The 19,350-nt window shown below is 45.0% G+C and carries 18 protein-coding genes; 8 read left to right on the top strand and 10 right to left on the bottom strand.

Translation table 11 applies throughout. The annotated features are described in order from the left end of the window. Positions 1 to 17: 17 nt before the first annotated feature. The 4 genes from ACZ5XY_RS09630 to ACZ5XY_RS09615 form a co-directional block, all read right to left on the bottom strand. Positions 18 to 1,484: an outer membrane protein transport protein gene (locus tag ACZ5XY_RS09630; RefSeq protein ID WP_464743859.1), complete on the bottom strand. Its 1,467-nt coding sequence runs from the start codon at positions 1,482 to 1,484 to the stop codon at positions 18 to 20. 4 nt (positions 1,485 to 1,488) lie between these two features. Beyond that, positions 1,489 to 2,013: an IS630 family transposase gene (locus ACZ5XY_RS09625; RefSeq protein WP_464741094.1), complete on the bottom strand. Its 525-nt coding sequence runs from the start codon at positions 2,011 to 2,013 to the stop codon at positions 1,489 to 1,491. Beyond that, a complete protein-coding gene (locus ACZ5XY_RS09620; RefSeq protein WP_464741096.1) occupies positions 2,000 to 2,338 on the bottom strand; it encodes an IS630 transposase-related protein in 339 nt (112 codons plus the stop codon). The genes ACZ5XY_RS09625 and ACZ5XY_RS09620 overlap by 14 nt, the downstream gene beginning before the upstream one ends. 324 nt (positions 2,339 to 2,662) lie before the next feature. Then, positions 2,663 to 2,929 (bottom strand): SlyX family protein, encoded by a 267-nt coding sequence (locus ACZ5XY_RS09615; RefSeq protein WP_464741134.1) that lies wholly within the window; start codon positions 2,927 to 2,929, stop codon positions 2,663 to 2,665. A gap of 176 nt (positions 2,930 to 3,105) precedes the next feature. Between ACZ5XY_RS09615 and ACZ5XY_RS09610 the strand changes: the two genes are divergently transcribed. The 6 genes from ACZ5XY_RS09610 (at position 3,106) to ACZ5XY_RS09585 (ending at position 9,166) form a co-directional block, all read left to right on the top strand. Beyond that, the gene (locus ACZ5XY_RS09610) at positions 3,106 to 5,043 is read left to right on the top strand and encodes an ATP-binding cassette domain-containing protein (protein WP_464741132.1); all 1,938 of its coding nucleotides are present in this window, start codon (positions 3,106 to 3,108) and stop codon (positions 5,041 to 5,043) included. Between the two features lie 389 nt (positions 5,044 to 5,432). Then, on the top strand, positions 5,433 to 6,017 hold the full coding sequence (gene petA, locus ACZ5XY_RS09605; RefSeq protein ID WP_464741130.1) for a ubiquinol-cytochrome c reductase iron-sulfur subunit: 585 nt from the start codon (positions 5,433 to 5,435) through the stop codon (positions 6,015 to 6,017). A gap of 23 nt (positions 6,018 to 6,040) precedes the next feature. Continuing rightward, complete coding sequence (locus ACZ5XY_RS09600) at positions 6,041 to 7,246, top strand: cytochrome b (protein ID WP_464741128.1); 1,206 nt, start codon at positions 6,041 to 6,043, stop codon at positions 7,244 to 7,246. Then, positions 7,246 to 7,959 (top strand): cytochrome c1, encoded by a 714-nt coding sequence (locus ACZ5XY_RS09595; RefSeq protein WP_464741126.1) that lies wholly within the window; start codon positions 7,246 to 7,248, stop codon positions 7,957 to 7,959. Before ACZ5XY_RS09600 ends, ACZ5XY_RS09595 begins: the two co-directional genes overlap by 1 nt. Before the next feature lie 142 nt (positions 7,960 to 8,101). Beyond that, positions 8,102 to 8,716 carry a glutathione S-transferase N-terminal domain-containing protein gene (locus tag ACZ5XY_RS09590; RefSeq protein ID WP_464741124.1) on the top strand — a complete coding sequence of 205 codons (615 nt, stop codon included), beginning with the start codon at positions 8,102 to 8,104 and terminating at the stop codon, positions 8,714 to 8,716. Between the two features lie 27 nt (positions 8,717 to 8,743). Continuing rightward, complete coding sequence (locus ACZ5XY_RS09585) at positions 8,744 to 9,166, top strand: ClpXP protease specificity-enhancing factor (protein WP_464741122.1); 423 nt, start codon at positions 8,744 to 8,746, stop codon at positions 9,164 to 9,166. Between the two features lie 68 nt (positions 9,167 to 9,234). Here ACZ5XY_RS09585 and ACZ5XY_RS09580 read toward each other — a convergent pair whose 3' ends face one another. The 6 genes from ACZ5XY_RS09580 to ACZ5XY_RS09555 form a co-directional block, all read right to left on the bottom strand. Then, on the bottom strand, positions 9,235 to 10,029 hold the full coding sequence (locus ACZ5XY_RS09580) for a hypothetical protein (protein WP_464741120.1): 795 nt from the start codon (positions 10,027 to 10,029) through the stop codon (positions 9,235 to 9,237). Between the two features lie 65 nt (positions 10,030 to 10,094). Further along, complete coding sequence (locus ACZ5XY_RS09575; RefSeq protein WP_464741118.1) at positions 10,095 to 10,721, bottom strand: DUF6915 family protein; 627 nt, start codon at positions 10,719 to 10,721, stop codon at positions 10,095 to 10,097. A gap of 211 nt (positions 10,722 to 10,932) precedes the next feature. Then, positions 10,933 to 11,508 carry a dCTP deaminase gene (dcd, locus tag ACZ5XY_RS09570; RefSeq protein WP_464741116.1) on the bottom strand — a complete coding sequence of 192 codons (576 nt, stop codon included), beginning with the start codon at positions 11,506 to 11,508 and terminating at the stop codon, positions 10,933 to 10,935. Positions 11,509 to 11,621: 113 nt separating this feature from the next. Then, complete coding sequence (gene apbC / locus ACZ5XY_RS09565) at positions 11,622 to 12,797, bottom strand: iron-sulfur cluster carrier protein ApbC (protein ID WP_464741114.1); 1,176 nt, start codon at positions 12,795 to 12,797, stop codon at positions 11,622 to 11,624. A gap of 117 nt (positions 12,798 to 12,914) precedes the next feature. Continuing rightward, positions 12,915 to 14,255, bottom strand: coding sequence for a magnesium transporter (mgtE, locus tag ACZ5XY_RS09560; protein WP_464743857.1), 1,341 nt, complete (start codon positions 14,253 to 14,255; stop codon positions 12,915 to 12,917). A 206-nt stretch (positions 14,256 to 14,461) separates the two neighbouring features. Beyond that, positions 14,462 to 15,259 (bottom strand): 3-hydroxybutyrate dehydrogenase, encoded by a 798-nt coding sequence (locus ACZ5XY_RS09555; protein ID WP_464741112.1) that lies wholly within the window; start codon positions 15,257 to 15,259, stop codon positions 14,462 to 14,464. 638 nt (positions 15,260 to 15,897) lie between these two features. Here ACZ5XY_RS09555 and metG point away from each other — a divergent pair. Then, positions 15,898 to 18,003, top strand: coding sequence for a methionine--tRNA ligase (gene metG / locus ACZ5XY_RS09550; protein WP_464743855.1), 2,106 nt, complete (start codon positions 15,898 to 15,900; stop codon positions 18,001 to 18,003). A gap of 256 nt (positions 18,004 to 18,259) precedes the next feature. Next, positions 18,260 to 19,336: an ABC transporter substrate-binding protein gene (locus ACZ5XY_RS09545; RefSeq protein ID WP_464741110.1), complete on the top strand. Its 1,077-nt coding sequence runs from the start codon at positions 18,260 to 18,262 to the stop codon at positions 19,334 to 19,336. The last annotated feature ends 14 nt before the right edge of the window (positions 19,337 to 19,350 follow it).

The raw sequence follows: 19,350 nt of genomic DNA, 5'->3' as shown, positions 1-19,350 counted from the left end.
GACTTTGTTATAAAAAATTATTTGGCTTGATAGGATACTTTTACGCCAAGTGCGTAGCCATCGTTGTCGGTGAATTCGCCAACGATTTTGTCGGTTGGCAATTTACCTTTGGCATCACCAAACCATAAGTACTTACCACCGGCGGAAATCGCCCAGTTTTCAGTGAGGTTGTATTTTGCGCCAAGTCCTGCACTATAATAGCCATCAATCGGACCTAATGAAGTCACAGGATCGCCCGCGCCGCTGTCCCAACCAATGTTACCCGTCACCGCTAAGGCTTCGGTTAAACGCTTGGCAAGTCCCAATTCAACCATCCATTGGTCTTTATCATAGCTTACCAGTGGTAAGCCTTTATCATCACCTGTCGCACGCTTGCTGACTTCATTATAAAGTGGCGGTACAATTGCAAAATCACTCCAAGGTACCCAGCGCACCTTTGCCGTAGCTAGCATAGTTGGAGTAACCCCAGTTTGGAAATCGAGGTTGACTGATTTTGGCGTCGTAATTCGCATGGTATTGCTTTGATTTGGGTTTTGATCCAACGCGGCAACCAAAGGATAAACTTCAGCGACATTCACATCGTGATCAATTTCTGAGCGATACGTTAGCGCCGCCTTTAATGCAATTTCAGGCTTGCTATACGAGGCACCAACAAGCCAGCCGTAATCTTGGTCAGGGCTGATATAAGCGCTATAGCCGGTTGCAGGACCATAAGCAATACCGCGAAGCTTCACGTCCGCTTGAACGCGCTGAGCCACAGGACCGCCATAAATTTGAAATTCTTTATTGGCGCCGAATTTCGCGCCTAAAATACCTGTGATATTTTCGGTACGAACTTCAACCTGAGTGCCTTCACCTTTATTATTAAATTCAGCTTCTACTGAGCTTAACGCAGGCGCTAGTGCTTCTGCTTTAGATCTAGCCGTTTGAGCGACTGCTACAGATTGCTGAGCTAGTGCCCCAAGTCTTTGAGCTTCTACAGCATTTCCCGCTTGTTGAGCAATGGCGGCATCTTTAGCATATTGAGCGGCATTAGCGGCTTCAGTAACCGCCGTATTGCGAGCCTTAGTAAAATCGGTGTTTAAATCCGAAAAGTTGTTATAAAGACCATTGGTAAAATTTTTGGCTGAATTATCAAGGTTGCCTTGCGCCACAAAATCATTATTTCCTGAATAGTTTGCCGCTGCCCCAAACGGCTCATCGTATAACACCCCAACGCTAAAGGTGTCGTTCAAATCAGCTTTGACGCCGTAACGGAAAAAGTCATACGACTCTGCCATGTCATCGATTTTATTGCCTTTTTGAAAAGCATCTTTATCGGTGCCGATATAAGCATTGTCATAACCGCCAACATCCGCGTCCAAATAAGTGTAGCTGGCTTCGGCATAAAGACCATCTTGCAAAAAGGCGGTGATGTCTTGTCCCGAGCGGTCAAGACCGGCGGCATTTGCTATGCTTGCGACTGAAAAAGCGGCAACGGCAATATAGTCAGTTCACTTTAAAAGAGTTATGGTTTGGATGAATGTCATAAAACAGCTTTGATAAGTCATTTTCTATCCAACCTTGTCTTAAGAATTTTACTTGAGCCCACTTGTTTTCGATAAGATTTAAGTCAGGACTGTAAGGCGGCAGCCAAAGGATACGATGACCATGACGGTTGAGCAGTTTGGCAATGCGACGGTTTTTGTGAAAGGAGGCGTTATCCATAACAATCACACATTTGGTTTTAAGGCTTGGAATCAGTTTGTACTTGCACCAGTCATAAATCACCCGCCAATTGACGTTCTTTTCAATGAATTCTAGCGCAAACAAGGCCTTTTGATATAAAGCTCCGATGACGTTGGTACGTTTTTTGCCTTGCCAATTGTCGCTGTCGATACAGGGCTTACCTATCGGTGCATAACCATATGGTCTTATCGTTTCATGCTCAAAGCCACTTTCGTCCATATAAACGATGGGAAAGCCTTGCTGTTTGAAGCACTGAAGCTTGGCTTCAAACTCAGCTCTTTTCATCGGGCAAGCGTTTGGGTGTTCTAAGGTCTTTTTTTTTGCTGATTCCCAAGCGCTTTAATGCCTCACAAATCCCTGAGGCACTGCAGTTCAAGCGGGCAGCACGTTCGTAATGATAGCTGTCGGGATAGTCTTCAACGTCTTTACGCAACGCATCATCGGGTATCTTTCGCGCGGTGACATTGCGAGTGGTTTTACTGTGAAGCCGCTTCTTCCACTTTTGAATGGTGGTCGGGCTGATGTCATAAAATACGGCAGCTTCAGCAAAGGTCATGCCTTTATCTAAGCTTTTAAGCACTTGTTTGCGAAAGTCTAAGGAATAGGTCATGATTCATTGAGGTGTTAGTTAAGATGTTTTATTTTATAACATTTTTAGGGTGATTTGGCTATAGATAATGAATTCCACTGAAAAACTTTGCGCATAATTTATCTCCAAACTTCCTTATTATAGTATTGTCCTTTCCTGATTTTGAGCAGGTCAATCATGGTCATCTAATTTTAAAAAGATGTCCATTAATAAAGATAGTAATGGCTTTTGTATAGCAAAACAACATTTTAGCAAGGTTATTACGTCAATATGACTGGCAAGTTCATTTTCATTAAATAAATTTTGTCCTCTTAGTTTTAACTTGAGTAATCTTAACAATTTCAATCAATAATGCGGCGGTTTATCATCGATTAAATTAAAAGGCGCAATGCCGCTGTCCTCTTGAGCGCCCTCAATTTGTTGGTATAGCAACTGCAATTGTCTTTGAAGCGTTCGCAACTGATGATCTTGTTTGGTAATAACAAGATTTAATTGCTCCACGGTCAACTCTAAATGCGCCACATTCATTTGCAACTCAACCAATTGCGCCTCTACGTTGGCGTCTAAAATTTGCTCTGTCGCCTCATCTTTTAATGCTTTGTGCTTTTTCATGGTTATCGCTCTGTAGTTATTGTGGCATTGGACTATGACGCTTAACATGCCCTAAAGTCTGACTTAGCAAACCCTTACAAAATTTTAAGGCAGTAGATACAGTTAAAGCCGGTCATGCTATACTGCCTATCATTTTAGCGCAATTTCACTTTGATAAGTATAAGTTTACAATCCCTATGGCTTTAATTCATCTTAAAAATATTCATCTTGCCTTTGGTGTCGCGCCGATTTTGGACGGCATTGATTTTAGCCTTGAAACCGGCGAGCGCGTCTGCTTGATTGGTCGCAATGGTGAGGGCAAATCAACCTTATTTAAGCTTATTAATGGCAGCATTGTTCCCGACAGCGGTGAGGTTATTATTAATGGCAGCACTCGCGTTGCCATGCTTGAGCAAGACGTTCCTGAGACGAGCGGCCGGATTTTAGATATCGTGATGGGCGGCAATCAGCGAACTGCTCAGCTGCTAAAAAGCTATAATGAGCAAGTGGAGCTATGCGCGATGGGCGACATGAACGCTTGTGAGCAAATGGCAACCTTACAGCATGACATTGATGCGGTTCATGGTTGGGATTTGGAGCGCGAAGCCACGCGCTTGATTGACACCATGGGGCTTGATCCACAAGCGGATTTGGCGTCCTTGTCAGGGGGTCGCAAGCGCCGCGTTTTGCTGGCGCGAGCTTTAGTCACGCGTCCGGATGTCTTACTGCTTGATGAGCCAACTAACCATTTAGATGTGGACAGTATCGAGTGGCTTGAGCGCTTTTTACTTGATTGGCAAGGCTTGACGCTTTTGTTTGTTACCCACGATCGCGCCTTTGTGAATAAGCTTGCCACGCGCATCATTGAGCTTGACCGTGGTCAGCTGACCAGCTACGACGTCACTCAAGGCGCTAAAGGCTATGCCCGCTATCAAGAGCTCAAAGAACAGCAATTGATTGCCGAAGAAAAAAGCAATGCCAACTTTGATAAAAAATTAGCCCAAGAAGAAGTTTGGATTCGTCAAGGGATTAAAGCGCGCCGAACCCGCAATGAAGGTCGCGTTCGAGCGCTCAAAGCGCTTCGTGAAGAGCGCCGCGAGCGCCGTGAGCAAGTTGGTAACGTCAATATCAGCATGAATGATGGCGAAAAAAGCGGCAAGCTGGTTTGTAAAGTTAAAAATTTGCACCTTGAATATGACGGTAATGTCTTGGTGGACAGCTTTAGCACCACCGTGATGCGCGGCGATAAAATCGGCATTATTGGACCCAATGGCGCGGGCAAAACCACGCTGATTAAAGCACTTCTTGGCATGTCCGACGATGAAGTTACCCAGTCAGGCAGCATCACTCTTGGCACCAATTTACAAGTGGCGTTTTTTGACCAACTCCGCGATCAGCTTGATTTAGAAGCCAGTGTGGCACAAAACGTGTCCGAAGGCTCAGATTATATCGAAGTCAACGGTCGTAAAACTCACATCATGAGCTATTTGCAAGACTTTTTATTTGCCCCTGAGCGCGCGCGAACGCCGGTTAAAGCGCTATCGGGGGGTGAGCGCAACCGTGTGCTGCTTGCCAAGCAGCTTCTCAAGCCTGCTAATATTTTGGTGCTTGATGAACCAACCAACGATTTGGACATGGCAACTCTTGAGTTGTTAGAAGAGTCGGTGGCAAGCTTTAATGGTACGATTTTACTCATCAGCCACGACCGCTCATTTATGGATAATGTCGTCACCTCAACTTGGGTGTTTGATAAAGACGAGGATGGCAACGGCATTGTCAATGAATACGTTGGTGGCTATCAAGAATATTTAATCCAAAAAGAGCGCAGTGATGCCATTTTAGCCAAAAACAGCAAGAAAATAGCGGCTGATAAAAAAAGCGCTCAAGCCGCTGCCCCCAAGGCAGTTGCAAAACCTAGCAAAAAACTAAGCTTTAATGATCAGCGCGAGCTTGATTTATTACCCAAAGAAATTGCCGCTTTGGAAGCTGAGCAACAAGAGCTGCAAGAAAAACTTGCTGATGGCTCATGGTTTACCACAGACATGGCAGCGGCAACTAAAGCCAGTGAGCGCTTAGCTGCCATAGATGAGGAATTGATGCTAAAGCTTGAACGTTGGGATGAACTTGAGGGCTAACAAAAAGGTAACGGGCTGGTAAAGCTTATTATCGATAACTTTACCAGTATTATGATTTACTAAACATAAAATCCCCTATCATTTTTAAGGCAATAACTTAGAATTTTGGCATAATGTTCAGTAAATTGGCTTATAATAGAGCGCCTAAAGTTCTTTAGATAGCTTATAATTAGCAAATCTTACCTTTTTAATCATGACAGTTTGAAAAACTTATCATGAGCTGTTTTTATTTTTAACGCAATAATTTATTTTATGACCAAAATAGCTTAGAATAGCAACAATTAGCAAAATTAGGCACAGCTAACGTGGCTTGTAATTGATATTGCAGAGTTCTAAGTCACAAACCCAGTGTGGGATAATCCCATTTCATTCACCTGGAGGAAGTATTGATGAGCCATGCCGAAGGCGTTAATGTTCAACGCCGTAGAGTTCTTATTGCCTCAACTGCTGCAATTGGGGCAGCTGGCGTCGCTGCGGTGGCGACCCCTTTTGTTCGGTCTTGGTATCCAAGTGCTAAAGCAGAAGCTGCCGGCGCTGCGGTAACCCAAGATATCGGTTCTGTCGAGGCAGGACAGATGATCGTGGTTAAATACCGCGGCAAGCCAATCTATGTGGTTAAGCGTACCGAAGAGATGCTCAGCACCCTAGAAAAAGTAAAATCCCTACTCTCTGATCCCGACTCAGCATCTTCTGTTCAGCCTGAGTACTGCAAAAATCCATCGCGCTCACTTGATCCTGCTATTTTGGTGGTCGAAGGCGTTTGTACGCATTTAGGCTGCGCCCCAAACTACCGCCCTGACGTTGGCGCGGCTGATCTTGGCGGTAATGATTGGTTTGGCGGATTTTTCTGCCCTTGTCACGGATCAAAATATGATCTTGCAGGTCGCGTCTATAGTGGCGTTCCGGCTCCGCTTAATCTACCCATCCCAGAATATAGCATGGATGGTACCATCTTGACGGTTGGGGAGGCTTAACAATGAGTTTGGGAAAACGATTCATGCATTGGGTGGACGCGCGCTTTCCGGCGACTGAAACCTATGAATACCACATGTCCAAATATTATGCACCAAAAAACTTTAACTTTTGGTACTTTTTTGGCGTATTGTCCATGGTGGTCTTGGTAAACCAATTGGTTACCGGCATTTGGCTAACTATGATGTATAACCCAAGCGCTGAAGGGGCGTTTGCTTCGGTTGAATACATCATGCGCGATGTGAAAGGCGGCTGGCTTATCCGTTATATGCACTCAACGGGGGCTTCAGCATTCTTCGTTGTGGTTTACTTACATATGTTCCGAGCGCTACTTTACGGCTCTTATCAGAAGCCGCGTGAGCTGGTTTGGCTCATCGGAATGGGCATTTACCTCGCGCTGATGGCGGAAGGCTTCTTTGGTTATCTACTTCCTTGGGGCAACATGTCATTTTGGGGCGCTCAGGTTATTCTTAACTTGCCAGCCGCTTTACCGGTCATCGGTGATGGTCTTGCCGAGTGGGTTCGCGGAGATTATATCATCTCAGGGATTACCCTTAACCGCTTTTTTGCCTTGCACGTGGTTGCCATTCCTTTGGTACTGGTCGGTTTGGTGTTTATGCACTTGGTTGCCCTGCATCATGTGGGCTCAAATAACCCTGACGGCATTGACATTAAAAAGCTTAAAGACAAAAACGGCGTTCCACTTGATGGGGTGGCGTTCCATCCTTACTATACCGTTCATGATATGGTCGGGATTGTGGTCTTCTTCATTTGCTTTTTTGCCGTGGTGTTCTTCTTCCCAGAAGGCGGCGGCTTCTTCCTTGAGCCACCAAACTTTGAGGCTGCAAACTCCCTGAAAACGCCGGAGCACATTGCCCCAGTTTGGTACTACACGCCGTTCTACGCAATCTTGCGCGCCGTTCCTAGTAAGCTTGGTGGGGTTATCGCGATGGGCGCGGCAATTGCCGTTCTGTTCTTGATTCCTTGGCTTGACAGATCGCCTGTACGCTCAATCCGTTATAAAGGAATGATGTCAAAAGCTGCCCTTGCGATTTTTGCAGTCAGCTTTGTGGTATTGGGTTACCTTGGGGCAACGCCTGCAACACCAACAGCAACCATCATGGCGCGAATCTTTACCATTTTGTACTTCTTATTTTTCTTATTGATGCCAATTTACACCTCAATTGAGAAGTGTAAACAGCCACCTGAACGCGTCACTGGAGGTCACTGATGAACACCCTAACAAAATCCTTAACTGGTTTGGGCTTAGGTGCGGCATTAGCGTTGTCAGCAACAGGCGCAATGGCATCAGGGAAAGGCTGCGGCACATTCGTTAATGCCAAAGGTGCCACCGAGCACTTAGCGTGTAGCAAAGCCCCAATTGACTTTACCAATAAAGGCTCCTTGCAAAACGGCGCTAAGATGTTTTTAAACTACTGCGCCGGTTGTCACTCTGCTAAATATGTTCGCTACTCACGAATCGCTAAGGATTTGGAGATTCCGCCGGAATTGGTTGAAAAGTATTTGATGGTCACTACCGATCAAATTGGCGATCAAATTGATGCAGAGATTGACCCTGAAGTTCAAGCGTCTTGGTTTGGGGCGGCGCCGCCGGATTTATCGCTTGAAACACGGCTTCGCGGTGATGATTGGGTTTATACCTACCTTTTATCCTTTTATGAAGACCCAAGCCGACCTTGGGGGGCGAACAACCTTGTTCTCAAAAACGCTGCCATGCCGCACGTGCTTCATAACTTGCAAGAGGAGCTGAGTAAAGAAGAATTTGAATCTGAAGTTGGTGACCTCGTTAACTTTATGGCGTGGATGGCAGAGCCTGCCCGTCATGACCGCAAAGTTTACGGCGCTTTTGTGATTTTATTCTTACTTGTACTTCTCATTCCAGTTTACCTGCTTAACAAAGAGTACTGGAAAGACGTAAAATAGTTTGGTTTTCGATAAAAAAGCACTGCTTCGGTAGTGCTTTTTTTATGGTCATTATTGAGTAAAAGCGGCAAAGCCTTGTTTATTGCTTGCCAATATGAGTAACATTGTTTACGATAATTGTTTTTAAACTCCTTAGGATGTCATGATTGATTCGGCAAACATTCCAAGCTCGCAGCTGATTTTATATGCCGATGATGGTTACAACAGCCATGTGGTGCGGCTATTATTAGAAGAAAAGCAGTTGGCGTATTACTTGTCTAAACTTGATTTTGAGCGCCCTGAAGATTTGGCAGAATTAAACCCTTATAACACTTTGCCCGTCTTACAACAGCGCGAGATAGCCCTTTATGAAATCAATGTGATTTTTGAGTATTTAGAGGAGCGCTATCACAATAACAAATTGCTTCCTGAATCGCCGCAAGCTCGGGCGCAGTTTCGGCAGTTGGCTTGGCGAATTCAAAATGACTGGCTTGTGCTTGCCAAGCAGCTACTCACCCACCCCGACAGCTTCGATGACAAAAGCGCCTTATTGGCAAAAAAACAGCTGTCAGATTCATTAATCACCCTTTCGCCTTTATTTGCCCACAAGCCTTATTTTATGAGCGATGAGTTTGGTTGGTGTGATGTTTTGCTAGCCCCTCTGCTTTGGCGGCTTGATGAAATGGCGATTAAACTGCCGCGGACAATTAGCCGACCGCTTATTGACTATCAAAATCGGCTATTTGAACGCCAAAGTTTTCAAGCAAGTATTCGATAAAATGAACAAAGATATTAGGAAAATAATATGAGTGATTCTGAAACCTTAACCCCAACGCGACCCTATATGGTTCGGGCGCTTTATCAGTGGATTGAAGATAATGAGTTGACGCCGTATTTGATGGTTGATGCCACTGCAAAAAATGTTCAAGTGCCCAAACAATATGTTCAAGATGGTCGCATTGTGCTGAATATTGCAAGCCGCGCGACCGGAAATATGGTCATGCAAAATGACTTTATTCATTTTAATGCGCGCTTTGGTGGGGTGTCGCAAGAAATTTGGGTGCCACTGAGCGCGGTGATGGGGATTTATGCCAAAGAAAACTCACAAGGGATGTTTTTTGACCCCAGTGAGTATGAAGATTATCAGCCGGCAGTTGAATCTAAAAATACCACTGAAACGCCAAAGCCCAAACGCGACAATAAAGCGGGGCTTAAAGTGCTCAAGTAAGTCTATTGATTAGTCCTTAAAAATCAGCTGAACTGCTCAAGTCCGTTCAGCTGAATTTTTATCCCGTTCTAGTCGCGCAAAAGCTCATAGGGATTTTGGCTTATCTTAGTAAAAGCCACATCATCAACTTGCTGAACTTTATATGACGGCCATTGCAACACTGCATTTAACGCGGTCACCACCTCTGAGCTACAGTCCTCAAAATAAATCGTTCCTTGAGTTTTATCAGCATTATAATCAATCCGAATGCCACTTTCAGGCTGATTGATCAAGCTTTGGACGATTGGATTTTGCAAATCTGCTTCGGTCAACTGAGTTTGTTTATCATACAAATCATCTTGATGACAGTACATTTTCGAACAGTACTGCGCAATCACCTCATTTCCATCATGAGTAAACCAAATACTTTCTGAGTAGCCACTAGGGTCTTGCAGCAAGTAACCGCGCTCTTGGGTATAAATCACGTAACGCGGCGCTCCTGAAATATAAGGTTTTAAGATATAGTGATTGCTTTGTGCCAACTGCAAAAACGTGAGCAGCTGCTCATCGTTCATGCTGTCAAGCGGAACCTCCTCAGGATAAAAAAACCCATCATCCTCTACCGCTAATGGCAGACCACAATCATTAGTGATAAATTGGACAATGTCGCGATATTGCGCTTCGCTCAACTCGCCATTGTTAAAAGTGCTGAGGTTTTCAAGTTCAAACTCTGCTAGTGAATCACGCTCAAGCGCAGCCCAGTACTGTCGGGCACTCACCTCATCGTCTGCAATATGGTACAAGGTATCGTAACGACGGTCGGCATCGTACCATTCATCATTGTACATAAAATCAAACTTGTGAATGGCGTATTTTTGACTCATAAGATTCGTCCTTTAGTTGATTTTGCGTTGGTTGTTATAACACTGGGATAAAAAAGAAGTTGATTTTAAAGACGATGAAGCAAGCGCGCGGAGGGCGGATAGTCATTACCATTGTCCATCCAAAGCTCAAATGCCATTTCATGAAATATTCCACTTCCTGACAAGCTAAAATCGTGAATTATAGGCTGAGCTTGACCTGACCCTGCGTTCAACTCCGGCAATCGCGGTATGACCTCAAGCATAAACCAGCTGTTATGCGTCAATAATAAGGACTTTAGCTGACCCGTTATTGCCAAAGGCGACAGCAATAAGCGGCTAACGGCAGGATGGCTTGAAGCAAAAGTGGCATGAAACTGCTCAATGTGCTGTTTTTTACTGGGGCAAAGCTCACCCTTCATGGCATGGACAAAATCGCTTATCGTGGGGATAAATCGATGGCGAAAATCCACCAATAAGTGGTCTTTTTCGCAAACGTCTTTAATGTCAATTTCTATGCCATCGCTATTAATGAGGGTATGCCCAAAAATAGGAAGAACGATTTCATTCACCGCCCACATGGTATGAAAAATACGATGGCGATTGTCACTGCAAAGGTTTTTGGTGCTGTCGATAAACTGATGAATGGCAAGATAATCACTGGGCTGACCACCGCGGCGACGGGCAGAGATTTGCGCATGTTTCATTGAATTCATAACAACCTCTGAGGGGTGATGAGTTGTGCTGATAGCTATTGAGGTAGCAATTAATTATCAACATAGTTGGAATGATATATTGATAAAAATTACTCTTTATAAATATTTTGGTCAAATTAGCAGAGAAAAGTTCATTATACAACATGAAAAAAAGCAATGCGTCATTTGATGTCGCATTGCTTTTGGTGTTTATGGTTTAAAATTTAAAGTGTTAAGTTTTAGGCAAAGTCACGCCGCGCTGACCTTGATATTTGCCGCCGCGATCTTTATAGCTCGTTTCACAAACATCATCGGCGTCACTTTGGAAAAATAGCATTTGTGCGACCCCTTCACCGGCATAAATTCGCGCCGGCAAATTGGTGGTGTTGCTAAATTCTAACGTCACATGACCTTCCCATTCCGGCTCAAGCGGGGTGACATTGACGATAATGCCGCAGCGCGCGTAGGTCGATTTACCAAGACAGATGGTGAGCACATCACGCGGAATTCGAAAATATTCAACCGTTCTTGCTAGCGCAAACGAGTTTGGCGGAATGATACACTCATCACCAACGATGTCGATAAAGCTGCGCTCGTCAAAGTTTTTGGGGTCAACGATGGCAGAATGAACGTTGGTAAACACTTTAAATTCACGGGCACAGCGAACATCGTAACCATAGCTTGAGGTGCCATAGCTGACCAAGCGCTCGCCCGCTTCATTAAAGCGAACTTGACCAGCTTCAAACGGTTCAATCATGCCCTGCTCAGCGGCCATTTTGCGAATCCAGCGATCAGATTTAATTGACATGATGACCTCTACCCTTTTTAAATGTAAAAATAGCGTCGATTATACGCAATTTTGATAAAAATTTATACCGCCAATCAAGCTTTCAAATACTTCAACAGCGTCTTAAAACGATTTTAAAAGATGCGCTGGTTGTTCACCGGTTTGGCAAATTTGGCGATATTGGCTTCGATATTTTTAGCGATATTAAGGTAATAAATGGTAAAGTCATCGTCCGCCGCCACACTTGGCTTACCGCTATCAACTTGCTTGCGAATACCGCTTGCCAGTGGCAATTGACCAAGTAACGGCACGTGATATTGCTCAGCGATTTGCTCGCCGCCGCCTTCACCAAAAATAGCTTCGGTATGTTGGCAATTGCTACAAGTGTGCAGCGCCATATTTTCGACCACGCCGATGACGGGGATGTGAGTTTTATTGAACATCTCAATGCCTTTTTGGGCATCAAGCAGCGCAATATGCTGCGGCGTCGTCACAATAACCGCGCCGGTCACTGGAATGCGCTGCGCCAAAGTCAGCTGAATATCGCCGGTTCCGGGGGGCATATCAATGACTAAATAATCAAGATTTGGCCAGTTGGTTTGGTTATAAAGCTGCATTAAGGCGCCGGTAGCTTTCGGACCGCGCCAAGCCACCGGCGTGTTGTCCGAATCAAGCAGGCTTGCAATCGATAACATCGCAAGACCATGAGCTTCAATTGGTACAAACTGCTCATTTTCAAGCTCAGGCTTCACCTTGCTTGCGCCAAGCATGGCAGGGATACTTGGACCATAAATGTCAGCATCCAACACGCCCACGCGGTTGCCAAGCTTTTGCAGGGCTAGCGCAATATTAACCGTGGTGGTCGATTTGCCAACGCCGCCTTTGCCAGAAGCCACCACGATGATATGGCGAATCCGTGGATGCGGAGCTATCTGAGCTTGCGTGGGCGCAGCTTTGGTAATGGGCGGCTCATTATTGGCTTGAGTTTGGTTAGCTGAGCCTTTATTTGCCATCGCATTGGTAGTTTTTGGCAGGGTTTTTGATTCGCCTTTGGTCGCGGCGCTCACGCGAACATTCATGTGAATCACGGTTATACCATGAAGGTGCAGCAACGACCCAAGTTCCTGCTGAATGGTTTCAGGGTCAACTTCAGGTGGCAGCCGCAAATCAAGGGTCAGCTCATCTTGGTTTAGTGCCATTTTGGTCAGATAATCTTTGATACTGTTGCCATTGATTTGATAAGTTGCAAGCACTTTATCGATGGCATTACTGTCAGGAGCTTGCGCTCTTTTTTTTATAAAATTAAACATAGCAGCTCTTTTATTGTTAGGGTAGTCAGCTTAGTATAACGCGATTGCAACTATATTTTTAAGAAGCAATTTTTACAGTTAGTTTTAACGACTTTTTGCAAATGACTTTTAGCAAAATTAAGACAACGGCAAAAAGTATGACGCAATAAACAAATACATGACAACGCCTGAGGCATCACAAACTGAGGTAATCAGCGGTGCACTGGCACTGGCAGGGTCAAGACCAAATTTGCTTAAAATAAACGGCAAGCTCATGCCAATCAAACAGCCAATCATAACAACCGAAACCATACTCAGGGCAAGCACCAAAGACACCGTAGCATCGCCGCGAATATAACCGATAATGGCAATGGCAACCGCCATCGTAGCCCCAAGCAGCAAGGCTAAAATTGCCTCGCGACCAAGCAAGGAAAACCAATCGCGCATGACCACATCCCCCGTGGCAAGCGCCCGAACCATCAGCGTTGCCGATTGCGAGCCGGCGTTACCGCCACTATCAACAAGCAGCGGCAAGAAAAACACCAAGACCAAGTTGGCAGCAATAATATCCTCAAAATGAGCAATGCCAAGCCCTGATAATAAATTACCAAAGACCAAAAACACCAGCCAAAACACGCGCTTTTTATAAAGCATGGTGATGCTGACGTCTTTTAGCTTGCCAACCATCGTGGTCACGCCGCCTGATTTGTGAAAGTCGTCGGTTGCCTCATCGCTTGCCACGTCCATCGCGTCATCGTGGGTGACAATCCCAACCAGCGCCCCGCCCTCATCAATAATCGGCAGCGCAATCAAGTCATAGCGGGCGATTTTTTTAGCTACCGTATCTTGCTTGTCATTGACGCCACTTGAAACGATGGTTTTCATCATAATGTCGCTGATGGGCTGTTCAGGATTTGCTAAAATCAGTGTCCGCAGGGTCACCACGCCCAAAAGCTTTCGCGCCGCATCGATAACATACATATTATAAATGGTTTCGGCATCGGGCGCTTCACGGCGCAAGCACGCCATCGCCTCAGCCACACTCATAGTGATGTGTAAGGTGGCATAGTCCGAGGTCATCAGCGACCCTGCCGTGCCCTCCTCATAGCTTGCCAGCCTGCGGATGTCCTCGCGCTCGACTTGGGCAAGCGCCGGCAGCAGCGCATCACGCTGCTCTTGGTTCAGTGATTTGTATAAATCGGCGCGCTCATCGCTTGGCATTTCGGTGATTAACTGCACCATCTGCTCACGCGGCGGCACTTGGGCGATGCTGACTTGATTGTCAGTATCTAAATAAGAAAACACCACCGAGCGGTTGGGCAGCTGCTCAAGCAATTGCCAAGCAAGCTTTGGCGGCATCAAGGCAATCACATCGGCTTTATCAATCGGTCTGAGCGCCTGAATTTGACTGATGGCTTGTGCAAACTGTTTATTTTCAACGGCGCTACTTAAACTGAGCGCTAAAGCTTCGTTGTCCATCATCACAGTCTCCCCAATTCCATCAAAATATAACCCATCACTTCAAAGCTAATCACGTCCAAAGCGCGCCCATGCTTATATAGCCCCACAGTTTAGCCCAATTGACCCCATAAAAAAACCATAAGACCAGATTGCCCGACCTTATGGCTTAAAACGTTTAAAAAGTGAGCTGTTTAGCAAAATGTTAACTTAACAAAACGTGGCTCTTAACGCATGCACCAACCGTGGCTTGCATTAATTGATTGACCGGTAAAGACATTGGTTGGGAACGCTGCTAAAAACAGTGCCGTTTGCGACACATCTTCAATGGTGGTAAATTCTTTATTTAAAGTATTGACCAACATAATATCGTTGACCACTTCATCTTCGGTGATGCCTTTTTCTTTGGCTTGCAGTGGAATTTGGTCATTAACCATTGCGGTTCTTACAAACCCAGGAGAAATCATGTGCGTTCGAACGTTGTGCGGCGCGCCTTCTTTAGCAACCGCTCGGCAAAGTCCAAGCAAACCATGTTTGGCGGTGATATAAGGCGTTTTAAATAGCGAGGCATCATGAGCATGGATTGAGCCGATATAAATAATCGTGCCGCCTTTATTCTCAGGGTACATATATTCAACCGCGGCTTTGGTGGTCAAAAAGCCGCCGTCTAAATGGGTCGCAAGCAGCCGCTTCCAATTTTCAAAGCTCATTTTATTAATCGGGTCAATCAGCTGAATCCCAGCGTTTGACACCAAAATATCAAGACCGCCGAACGTATCAACCAACTCTTTGGTGCCGCTATTGACTTGGTCTTCTTCGCGGACATCCATATTGATGACAAGCGCTTCGCCACCATTGTCTTTAATCATTTGCACAGTTTCGCGAGCGCCTTCAATGTTAATGTCCGCCACGCCGATTTTTGCGCCAGCTTTGGCATAAGTGAGGGCGATATCGCGACCAATTCCGGCAGCAGCGCCAGTAATTAACGCCACTTTTCCAGTTAAGTCTTGGCAAATTTGGGTCATAAAATAATCCTTATTAGAGTGATAAAAAGCGTCGCCATTAAAAATTAACATGACGAAAGCAGGGCGCAAGCGCGCAAGAAGATTAAGATCAAGGCTTAATCTTTGAGTTATAGTGAATTGAGCAAAAGATAGCAGGGCTATGTTTAGGCATCATTATTGTGACCACAACCCACAAAGCAAAGACTGCTTCATGGTTTGCAGTAAAACGGAAAATTATTTTTGATAAAAAAATAATTGAAAGTTGTCTAATTTTGGCAGTTAGAAGGCTAACTTAGCTGAAAGAATTAAAAAATCGTCAAGAAAAGACGTGATTTAGCCAATAGTGATATAAGAGTTATCATTTTTGCTAATTTTAATTATTATTAAAATATTGCGTTAAAAGTTAACGGCTTAGCTTTGCCAGATGGCATCAAGTTTCCTCCGCTGAACGCTGATGCGCCCTTAATATAAACCATTTTGTTAAAAATAACAGAACAATTTTGCAAAAAATAGCGCAAACAAAGTTAGGGTGTCGCCAATAAAAAGTTATGATTGGTTTTTATTGACCTTGCCAAATTATCCCCGCTTAATTGCAATCGGGTAACGCAATTTACCCCAATTTACGGTATCATAAGCTATTTTTTATCATGAACGAGGTAATGATTGTGCGTGAGATTTTAGTGACCAGTGCCCTGCCCTATGCTAACGGCGATATTCATTTGGGGCATCTTGTTGAGCATGTCCAAACGGATATTTGGGTTCGCGCAATGAAGGCGCAAGGTCATCAGGTGACTTACGTTTGCGCCGATGATGCTCATGGCGCGGCAATCATGCTCAAAGCCGAAGAAAATAACATGGCACCGGAAGATTATATCGCCACAATTAAAGCTTCCCATGAAGCCGACTTTGCCAATTTCATGATTGGTTTTGACAATTATTACTCAACCCATTCCGAAGAAAACAAGTCATTTTCAGAGCTGATTTATCGCCGCTTAAATAATGCCGGTCACATCTCAACCCGCGACGTTGAGCAATTATTTGACCCTGAAAAAGGGCTATTTCTAGCCGACCGCTTTGTCAAAGGCGACTGCCCAGAGTGCGGCGCGGCAGACCAATACGGCGATAACTGCGAGGTTTGCAGCACCACTTATCACGCCACCGAACTGAAAAACCCACGCTCCACCATTTCAGGGGCGACGCCGGTTTTAAGAACGTCAAAACATTACTTTTTTGAATTGCCCGAATTTGCTGAATTTTTAAAGAACTGGACGCAAGAAGACAATCGTTTGCAGTCCTCGGTCACCAACAAACTACAAGAATGGTTCGACGCCGGTCTTGCCAGCTGGGACATTTCGCGCGATGCACCCTATTTTGGTTTTAAAATCCCTGACCGTCCTGAAGGCGAGCCGGACAAGTATTTTTACGTTTGGCTTGATGCGCCGGTCGGCTACATGGCAAGCTTTAAAAACCTGTGCGAAAAGCGCGCAGGCACTGACAACGCGCTTGATTTTGACCGTTACTGGGGGCAAGAAAACGAAAATAAAACCGAGGTTTATCACTTTATCGGTAAAGACATCGTTTATTTTCACGCGCTATTTTGGCCTGCCATGCTTGCCGGCAGTGAGTTTAGAACGCCAACCGGAATCTTTGTTCACGGCTTTTTGACCGTTAACGGCGAGAAAATGAGCAAATCGCGCGGCACGTTTATCAAAGCGCAAACCTTTGCTGAACACTTGCACCCTGAATATTTGCGCTATTATTTTGCTAGCAAATTGACCAGCAAAGTTGAGGATATTAACCTTGATTTAGAAGACTTTATGCAAAAGGTCAACTCTGACCTTGTCGGTAAAGTGGTCAACATCGCCAGCCGAAGCGCCGGATTTTTGGTCAAAAAATACGACGGTATGCTGACCGAGATTTGCGCTGAGCCAGAACTGTTAGAAGACATCACCAAAACCGGCGATGAAATTGCCGCAGCTTATGAGAATCGCGAATTTGCCCGCGCCATGCGTCTTATCATGCAATGCGCTGACAAAGCCAATGAGTACATCGACCACAAAAAACCATGGTCACTTGCAAAAATCGAGGGCAAAGAGCAAGAAGTTCAGGACGTTTGCTCAGTGGCGATCAACATTTTCCGTCAGTTGATGGTTTACTTAGCGCCCGTATTGCCAGAATTGACCGCCAACGCTAAAGATTTTTTAAACATTGAGGATTTGAGCTTTGAAAGCCGAAACCAGTGGTTGTTAGCTCATAAAATCAATAAGTTTAAACCGCTTATGCAGCGAATCGAAGAAAAAGATATTGCTGCGATGGTTGCCGCATCCAAAGAGTCGCTTGAGAAAATCGCGGACGCTGGTCAAACTGCAACAAAACTAGACGATGCTAAGAAAAACGCTAAAAAAGATGAAGCCAACAGCGATAGTAAAGACGGCGATTACATCGGCATTGATGATTTTGCCAAGGTTGAAATGAAAGTAGCCAAAGTTTTGGATTGCAATTTGGTTGACGGCGCGGATAAGTTACTACAATTTAGCCTTGATGTTGGCGAAGCTGAGCTGCGAAATGTGTTTAGCGGCATTCGTAAGTTTTATGAGCCAAGTCAGCTTTTGGGTAAAAAGGTGATTTGCGTGACCAACCTTGCGCCGCGCAAAATGAAGTTTGGCGTATCCCAAGGCATGATTTTATCGTCAGGTGACCCAAAAACCAAGCTTACGGTGATTACGTTGCCTGATGAGGCGACCGTTGGCGATGTTTTAGCTTAATTTTTGATGTTATTGGTTTTGATTTAACCGTTTTATAAAAAAAAGATGCTCGATTGGGCGTCTTTTTTTCATGCCATTTTTAAAAAATAGCATTTAATTGAATTATTGGCGGACAAGTCATTTATGCTAGGTAATTTTTTATTGCGATAAGTGACATTGCTGTCATAATATAGCCGATATTATTATATTTGGTCGCTCATTATTTTACCGCTCAAACTTTCGACCCATTGCTGCTAATTAAAAGGTTTGCAAAACCATGATGATTGCCTCCTTATTTCGACCAAGCGCCGCTTTAGCTGCTATTGCTGTAAGCGCTTTAACGCTTGTTGGCTGCTCAAAACCGGTTAATGATTCCGGTTCAGCGACCAAGTCCGAAGCTGCCACCAAAAGCGCGGACCAGCCTGCAAAGACGCTTGCCATTACTCAAATCGTTGAGCATCCCTCACTTGATGACATGCGCCGAGGTATCATCGATGAGCTTGCTGATAATGGCTACGTTGAGGGGCAAAATTTAACGGTTAATTTTCAAAGCGCTCAGGGCAATACGGCAACGGCAGGTCAAATTGCCAAGCAGTTTGCCGGTGACAATCCGGATGCGATTGTGGCAATTTCGACCCCGTCGGCGCAATCGATGGTCACGGCAACCAAAACCGTTCCGATTATTTATACGGCGGTGTCTGACCCTGTTGGCGCCAAGTTATTAACTCAAGATGGCAAACCGTTTCAGGACAATTTAACCGGACTTTCAAGCCAGCTGCCATTGCCGCCGCAGCTTGATTTATTGCAAAAAATTGTCCCAAATTTAACAACCGTTGGCTATGTTTATAGCCCAGGGGAAGCCAATTCGGTATCGCTTCGTGACCGCCTAAAAGCTGAGCTTCCCAATCGCGGCTTAAAGCTGCTCGATATTCCAGCAAACCGACCTACCGATATCGGCATGGCAACGCGAAGCTTACAAGGTCGCGCGCAAGTGATTTACACCTCAATGGACAATAATGTGGCGTCTGCCTTTGAAGCGATGACGCAAGCGGCAAACGAGCTAAAATTGCCGATTGTTGCCTCGGATGAATTTAGCGTCACGCGCGGGGCAACTGCCGCACTTGGGGTGAATGATTATGCGTTTGGTCGAACCACCGGCAAAATGGTTTATCGTATTTTAAATGGTGAGCCAGTCAATCAAGTTAAGCCTGAAGTTATGAATAAGCTGACTTTATTTGTCAGCCCCACTCATGCCAAAGCTCAAGGGGTAGCCTTAAGCGCGGACTTAATGAAAGACGCGGTCAATGTCGATAGCAAAGCCAACGCCAATACGAAGGTTGAGGCGACAAAATAAACGCAATTTTTTAT

It is taken from the genome of Psychrobacter sp. GTC18467 (assembly GCF_055397455.1).
The sequence above is the reverse complement of the archived record's forward strand: the minus strand, read 5'-3'. Positions and strand labels throughout refer to the sequence as shown.